Below are 6797 nucleotides of genomic sequence, written 5' to 3'. Positions count from 1 at the left end.
GCGCCAGACCTGGAACGTGGGGCCGTCCGCGGGGAGGGTCACCGTTCCGTCGGCGTCGGGGTGGAGGGCGGGGGCGTCGCCGTAGACGTTGTCTCCGGCTCCCACGCCGGTCAGGCGGACCGGGGTGCCGGGGGCGCGGCGGGCCAGCACCAGCACCGTCGACGAGGGCGCCTCGCGCAGGAAGACCAGGGTGTCCGCGTCCGCGTGCACCCACCGCAGGCCGCCGTGCCGCAGCGCCGGCTCGTCGCGGCGCAGCGTCAGCAACGACCGGTACGCGTCGAACGTGCGCCGGTCCCAGCTCTGGCGCCGGTGCCACGGCATCGGGGTACGCGAGCCCTCCCCGTTCGTGCCGGTCAGGCCCAGCTCGTCCCCGGCGAAGACCACAGGCGTGCCGGGCATGGTGGCGAGCAGTCCGGCCGCGACCTCCTGCCGGGCGGCGTCGCCGACCACGGTGCGGATCCGGGCCGAGTCGTGCGAGCCGAGCAGCTGCCACGAGTGCGTGTACGACCGCCAGGACACCAGCGACCGGTAGGTGTTCATGGTGGCGAGCACCGCGCTCGCGTCGCGCCGCCGTACCCCGCCCGGGGTGCCGAGGAAGTTCGGCACCGGCTCGTCGCCGTGGCGCAGCCAGGACCAGACCGGGTCGGTGAAGCCGACGTAGTTCATCGTCCCGTGCCAGCCGTCGCGGTCCAGGTCACCGGTGTGGTCGTGGCCGTGCTCGGCGAGCAGCAGCCCGTCCGGACGGGTCTCGGCGACCACCTCGCGCAGCAGCCGCGCCACCTCGTGGGTGTACGCGTCCGCACCGCGCCGCCCGGTCATGTTCGCCACGTCCACCCGCCAGCCGTCCAGCCCGTACGGCGGGCGCAGCCAGCGGCGCAGCAGCGAGTCCTCGGCGGTGGCGAACCGGCGGCGTAGTTCGGCGCTGCCCCAGTTCAGCTTCGGCAGCGACTTCACCCCGTTCCACGACTCGTAGTCCGAGCCGGGCAGGTCGAAGTAGTACAGCTCGCGCTCCGGCGCGTTGACGTCGGAGACGGCGGCGGTGAACCAGTCGTGGGCGTCGCCGGTGTGGTTGCTGGTGATGTCGCCGAGCAGCCGCCAGCCCCGGGCGTGCACCGCGTCGGCGAGCCGGGCCAGTGCCGCGTCGCCGCCGAGCAGCGGGTCGACGGTGTCGAAGCTCGACGCGTCGTACCTGTGGTTGGACCGCGCCGGGAAGACCGGCGTGAGGTAGACGGTGTTGACGCCGAGCCGGTCCAGGTGGTCCAGGTGCTCGGTGACGCCGTCGAGGTCGCCGCCGTAGAACTGGCGGGGCGTCTCCGGGCCGCGGCCGACGACCGGGGTGTCCCAGTCGCACGGAATCGCCCAGTCCGGCGCGGTCCGGCCGTCGGCGGCGGCCGAGCGGGCGAACCGGTCCGGGAAGATCTGGTAGATCACCGCGTCGCGGGCCCAGGCCGGCGGCGGGGCGTAGCTGACCAGCTTGAAGTCGCCGTTGTCCGGCACGTCGTGGCCGGCCAGCCCGGCCGCGTTGAGCCAGCGGGTGCCGCGTTCGCCGTCGAGCAGGAAGCGGTAGTTGCTGACCGGATTGCGGACCTCGACGTCGGCCCGCCACCACACGTCGCCGTTCTCGGTGCGGTCGATCCGCGCCTCGGCGAAGCGCGGCTCGCCGTCGCCGGTGGTGCGCACGTGCACCTGGGAGACGCCGGTTCCGGCCGGCACCCGGACGAAGACCGGCACGGTCTGCCCGAGCGCGGGCTCCTGCTCCGGGACGTATGTTGCGGAGCCGTCGTGGTGCGGCTGAAGGGACATGGTGCTGCCTTTCGCGTCGTACCGACAGGGAGAGGGGGCGGGCACCCGCCGCGGTCGGTTCACCCGACCGCGGCGGTCCGCCCGAGAACCGCTCCGGTGTACGCCGACACGACGCCCTTGCCGCAGCGTGAGCCGAGGAGGCTCAGCCCTTGACCGCTCCGGAGGTGAGTCCGGAGACGATGTAGCGCTGGAGCAGTTGGAACACCAGCACCGTCGGGATCGCGGTGAGCAGCGTGCCCGCCGCGAACATCCCGAAGTTGTTGTTGCGCTCGCCCGCGACCAGGCCGAACATGCCGACCGCGAGGGTCTTCGACTCGGGTTCGGTGAGGAACACGTTGGCGATGATGAACTCGTTGATCGACCCGATGAACGCGAGCAGGCCGGTCACCGCCAGGATCGGCGCCACCAGCGGCAGCATGATCCGGAAGAAGACCTGCACGTGCGACGCGCCGTCCATGGTCGCCGACTCGTCCAGCTCCTTCGGCAGCGTGTCGAAGAAGCCCTTCATCAGCCAGGTGTTCGCGCCGAGCGCCCCACCCATGTAGAGCAGGAACAGGCCCCACGGGGTGTTGAACCCGATCACCGGGTAGAGGTCGGTGAGCGTGGTGAAGATCAGGAAGATCGCCACGATCGCCAGGAACTGCGGGAACATCTGGATCAGCAGCAGCGCGAGCAGGCCGACCCGGCGCCCGGCGAAGCGCATCCGGGAGAACGCGTACGCCGCTAGCGACGACAGGAAGATCGACGCGAAGCTGGCCACGCCCGCGAGCAGCAGCGAGTTGAGGAACCAGTGGCCGAACGCGGTCTTGTCGAACAAGTTCGTGAAGTTCTCCAGCGACGCCCCGGTCGGCAGCAACTCGGTGGAGGAGAGCGTGCCGAGCGGGTTGAACGCCGCCGAGATCACGAACAGGATCGGGAAGAGGCTGAACGCCACCGCCAGCACTCCGACCAGGTGCCGCCAGCCCACCTGCGCGAACCAGCGGCCGCGCGAGCGGCGGGCCGGCCGGCGGGTGGTCGTGGGCGTCTCCGCGATGGTGGTCACGAGTACACCTCCTCCTGCTTGCGGGTCCGCCGGAAGCTGATCGCCGACACCGTCGCCACGATCGCGAAGATGAAGATCGAGACGGTGGCGGCCAGGCCGAACTCGGCGCCCTGTGCGCCGAACGCGAGCCGGTACGTGTAGGTGATCAGCAGGTCGGTGGCGCCGTTGGTCGGGTTGTCCGGCGCGAACGGGCCGCCCTCGGTGGTGAACAGGATCGCGTTGACGTTGTTGAAGTTGTACGCGAACGACGCGATCAGCAGCGGCGACAGCGCCACCAGCAGCAGCGGCAGGGTGACCGCCCGGAACGACTGCCAGGGCGACGCGCCGTCGACCGAGGTCGCCTCGGTCAGCTCCCGCGGAATGGCCTGCAAGGCGCCGGTGGCGACCAGGAACATGTACGGGTAGCCGAGCCAGAGCTGCACCAGCAGCACCGCGATCCGGGCCGACCAGTTGCCGCCGAACCAGTCGACGTCCAGCCCGAACAGGTTGTTGAGCAGGCCGAAGTCGGTGTTGAACATGTCCCGCCAGATCAGCAGCATGGCGAACGACGGCATGGCGTACGGCAGGATCAGCACCATCCGGTACAGGTTGGTGCCGCGCATCCGGGGTGAGTGCAGCGCGAGCGCGATGGCCATGCCGAGCAGGAACGTCAGCCCGGTGGAGCCGATCGCGAACGCGAAGTTCCAGGCGAGCGTGCCGAAGAACGGGCCGGAGATGTTCGGGTTGGTGAGCACGGTGCTGAAGTTCTTCAGCCCGACGTCGACCTTCCAGCCCTGGGCGAGGCGCTCGCCGTCGGCGGCGACGAAGGAGCCGGACTTCTCGTCGGCGGTCCACGTCCTGCCGGTCTCGCTGTCCTTGACGCAGTCGCACGCGGCGTCGTACGCCCGGATGGCCTTGCCCTCGTACGCCCGGGTCAGGCCGTTGGAGCGGATGGCGCCCTCGTCGGTGGGCACGATGAGCGCGGTGACGGCGTCGCTGCGGTTGCTGGCCTGCCCGATGTTCAGCAGGGTGTAGCCGTCCGCCGCGGTGATCTTGCCGCTGAGGCTGCTCACCTCGACGTCGGCGGCGTCGAGCTTGCGCAGCCCGTCCGCGTCGCCGGCGAAGACGTCCTTGGTCTTCGGGTCGCTGAGCAGGAAGGTCAGGGCGCCGGTCGCCGGGTCGCCCTTGGTGGCGATGGTGAGGTTGTACTCGGTCGAGCCGGGCACCTGCTTCACCGAGGCGGTCTGCACGGCGACGATCGCGTCGTCCTTGCTGCCGCGGTGGCCGTCGCCGAAGTTCGTGAACGCGGTGCTCGCGGTGTAGAGCACCGGGAAGACCTGGAACGCGATCAGGAAGAGCGTGCCGGGGACCAGGTACTTGACCGGGATGTGCCGGCGGCTCAGGTAGAGGTAGAACAGGCCGGCGGTGGTGACCGCCAGGACGCCCAGCGCGAGCCAATGCTCGGCCTCGATGAGCGGGAAGGCCGCCCAGATCGCGATCCCGGCCACCAGGCCGAGCAGGACCACCTTGACGACGAGGCCGGTCGCGGTGATCGGCGCGTGTTGCCGCGCGGTACGGGACGTGCGCGGGAGCCCACGGCGTACGGGCTCCCGGCCCGGGGCCTGCGGTGCAGACCCCGGGCCGGACAGCGGCGCGCTCATTACTTGATCTGACCCTGGATGGTCTTGCCGGCGGCCGTGATCGTCTTGGCCGGGTCGGCGCCACCGATGATGGCGGCCTCCGCCTTGCCGAACGGATCCCAGATCGCGGCCATGGCCGGGATCGCCGGGAGCACCTGGCCGTTCTTTCCGGCCTCGGAGAACTTGGCCAGGTCCGGGTCCTCGCCCTTGACCTGGTCGAAGGCGGCGGTCAGCGCCGGCGGGCGCGGCTCGGCCTTGTACAGCGCGACGGCCAGCTCGGGCTTGGTCACGTAGTTGGTGACGAACTCCTGGGCCAGGGCCTTGTTCTTGCCCTTGGCGGCCACGTAGAACGCCTGGACGCCCACGAACGGCTGGGCCTCCTTGCCACCGGCGAAGCCGGGGACCGGGGAGATGTCGTACGCGATGTTGGCCTTCTTGGCGTCGGCCACGGCCCACGGGCCGGAGACCAGGAACGCGCACTTCTTGCCGGTGAAGGTGGCGATGGAGTTCTCGCCGGTGATGGAGCGCTTCAGCGCACCCTCGCCCTTCTCACCCAGCTTGGCGATCTTCTGGAAGGCAGCGATCGACTCCGGCTTGCCCACGCCCAGGTCCTTCGGGTCGTAGTCGCCGTTCGCCGCGGTGCCGAACAGGTAGCCGCCGCCCGAGGTGTAGAGCGGGTAGATGTGGTAGGCGTCGCCGTTCTGGCCGGACTGCAGGCACAGGATCTCGCTGGCCTTCTTCTCCGCCTTGAGCTTCTTGCCGGCGGCGACCAGGTCCTCGATCGTCTTCGGCGCCTCGGGGGCCAGCTCGGTGTTGCGGATCAGCGCGACGTTCTCGGTGGCGTAGGGCACGCCGTAGAGCTGGCCGTTGAACGTGACGGCCTTGATGGCGGTCTCGTTGAAGCCGGACTTCTGCTCGGCCGGGAGCTGCACCGGGTCGATGGCGCCGTTCTGGACCAGGTTGCCGATCCAGTCGTGCGCGCCGACCACGACGTCCGGGCCGCTGCCCTGCTGCGAGGCGGTGACGAAGTTGGTCTGCAGGTCCTTGGAGACGGCCTGGACCTCGACGGTCACGCCGTTCTCCTTGCCGAACTCCTCGGCGAACGGCTTGAGGGCGGCCGTGCGCTTGTCGTCGGCCCAGATGACCAGCTTGCCGCCGGTCGCCTTTGCGGACTCGCCGGCGGCCGGCTTGTCGTCGCTGCCGCTGTCACCACAGCCGGAGGCGGCGAGCGCCAGGCCGAGGACGGCGACCACACCCGCGGTACGGATGCGCATCGGTACTCCTGTCGTCATGGCGGCCCGCCGGGGGAAGGGCGGCCCGCCAGTGGAAACCTCTGAAAGTTCTTGCTGACCGGCGCCGAGATGCTGCGCCGCTGCTCTCGCATGTTGCGGGGACGTTAGCAAGAGGTTGCAGAGAATGGAAGGGCTTGCAGCAGTGTACGCAAGACTTTGCCGTTGGGCTAAAGTGCCGCACATGCGCGCTCGACTGTCCGACATCGCCCAACAGGCTGAAGTCAGCGAGGCCACGGTGTCGCGGGTGCTCAACGACCGCCCCGGTGTGGCCCCCGAGACCCGGCAGGCCGTCCTCACCGCCCTCGATGTGCTCGGCTACGAACGACCGGCCCGGCTGCGCAAGCGCAGTGCCGGGCTGGTCGGCCTGGTCGTGCCGGAGCTGGACAACCCGATCTTCCCGGCGTTCGCCCAGATCATCGAGTCCGCGCTCGCCCCCACCGGCTACACGCCGGTGCTCTGCACGCAGACGCCTGGTGGCGTCCGCGAGGACGAGTACGTGGAGATGCTGCTCGACCGGCAGGTCTCCGGCATCGTCTTCGTCTCCGGCCTGCACGCCGACACCACCGCGGACCACGACCGCTACCGCACGCTGCTGGCCCGGCCGCTGCCGATCGTCATGATCAACGGGTACGCCCCGGGCATCCCCGCGCCGTTCGTCTCCTGCGACGACCGGGAGTCCGCCGAACTCGCCGTCGCCCACCTGGTCGCGCTCGGGCACCGCCGGATCGGCCTGATCACCGGCCCGGACCGGTTCGTGCCGGTGCAGCGCAAGGTCGCCGGCTACAAGGCCGCGATGGGGCGCCTGACCGACATCAGCGAGGACGAGCTGGCCGAGCTGACGGAGTGTGGCGGCTGCTGCGCCGCCTCGCCACCACCGCGAAGATCCCGGTCAAGATGAGCCCCCACGTGCTGCGCCAGTGGTCGTCGTAGGGCACCTCCAGGACCACGGGGGGGAGGTCGTAGAAGCCGCCGAAGAACTCGTACTCGTCGCCGTCGACGTACGCCTGGTACTCGTCGTCGTCCATCAGGCAGACCCGGGCG

At 70.3% G+C, this 6797-nt stretch carries 5 protein-coding genes and 1 pseudogene; 1 reads left to right on the top strand and 5 read right to left on the bottom strand.

Translation table 11 applies throughout. The features are described 5' to 3' along the window. From ABD52_RS35260 to ABD52_RS35245, 4 genes are all read right to left on the bottom strand, one after another. The coding region (locus tag ABD52_RS35260) for a glycoside hydrolase family 13 protein (protein WP_047894585.1) at positions 1 to 1803 on the bottom strand (1803 nt) is incomplete at its 3' end. A 142-nt stretch (positions 1804 to 1945) separates the two neighbouring features. After that, a complete protein-coding gene (locus ABD52_RS35255; RefSeq protein WP_013283974.1) occupies positions 1946 to 2845 on the bottom strand; it encodes a sugar ABC transporter permease in 900 nt (299 codons plus the stop codon). Next, entirely contained in the window at positions 2842 to 4485 is a 1644-nt protein-coding gene (locus ABD52_RS35250) for an ABC transporter permease subunit (RefSeq protein ID WP_047894584.1), read from the bottom strand. The genes ABD52_RS35255 and ABD52_RS35250 overlap by 4 nt, the downstream gene beginning before the upstream one ends. Next, positions 4485 to 5738, bottom strand: coding sequence for a maltose ABC transporter substrate-binding protein (locus ABD52_RS35245; RefSeq protein ID WP_047894583.1), 1254 nt, complete (start codon positions 5736 to 5738; stop codon positions 4485 to 4487). The genes ABD52_RS35250 and ABD52_RS35245 overlap by 1 nt, the downstream gene beginning before the upstream one ends. 199 nt (positions 5739 to 5937) lie before the next feature. On the opposite strand from ABD52_RS35245, the pseudogene ABD52_RS35240 reads away from it, so the two are divergent. After that, positions 5938 to 6600 (top strand): annotated as a pseudogene (locus ABD52_RS35240) (LacI family DNA-binding transcriptional regulator); the annotation flags it as partial. Here the strand turns inward: ABD52_RS35240 and ABD52_RS38780 are convergent. Next, a partial coding sequence (locus tag ABD52_RS38780) for a DUF1883 domain-containing protein (protein ID WP_235437655.1) occupies positions 6569 to 6797 on the bottom strand: 229 nt, incomplete at its 5' end. The pseudogene ABD52_RS35240 and the gene ABD52_RS38780 sit on opposite strands and share 32 nt — an antisense overlap.

It is taken from the genome of Micromonospora sp. RV43 (assembly GCF_001029515.1).
Taxonomy (GTDB): Bacteria; Actinomycetota; Actinomycetes; order Mycobacteriales; family Micromonosporaceae; genus Micromonospora; species Micromonospora aurantiaca.
The sequence above is the reverse complement of the archived record's forward strand: the minus strand, read 5'-3'. Positions and strand labels throughout refer to the sequence as shown.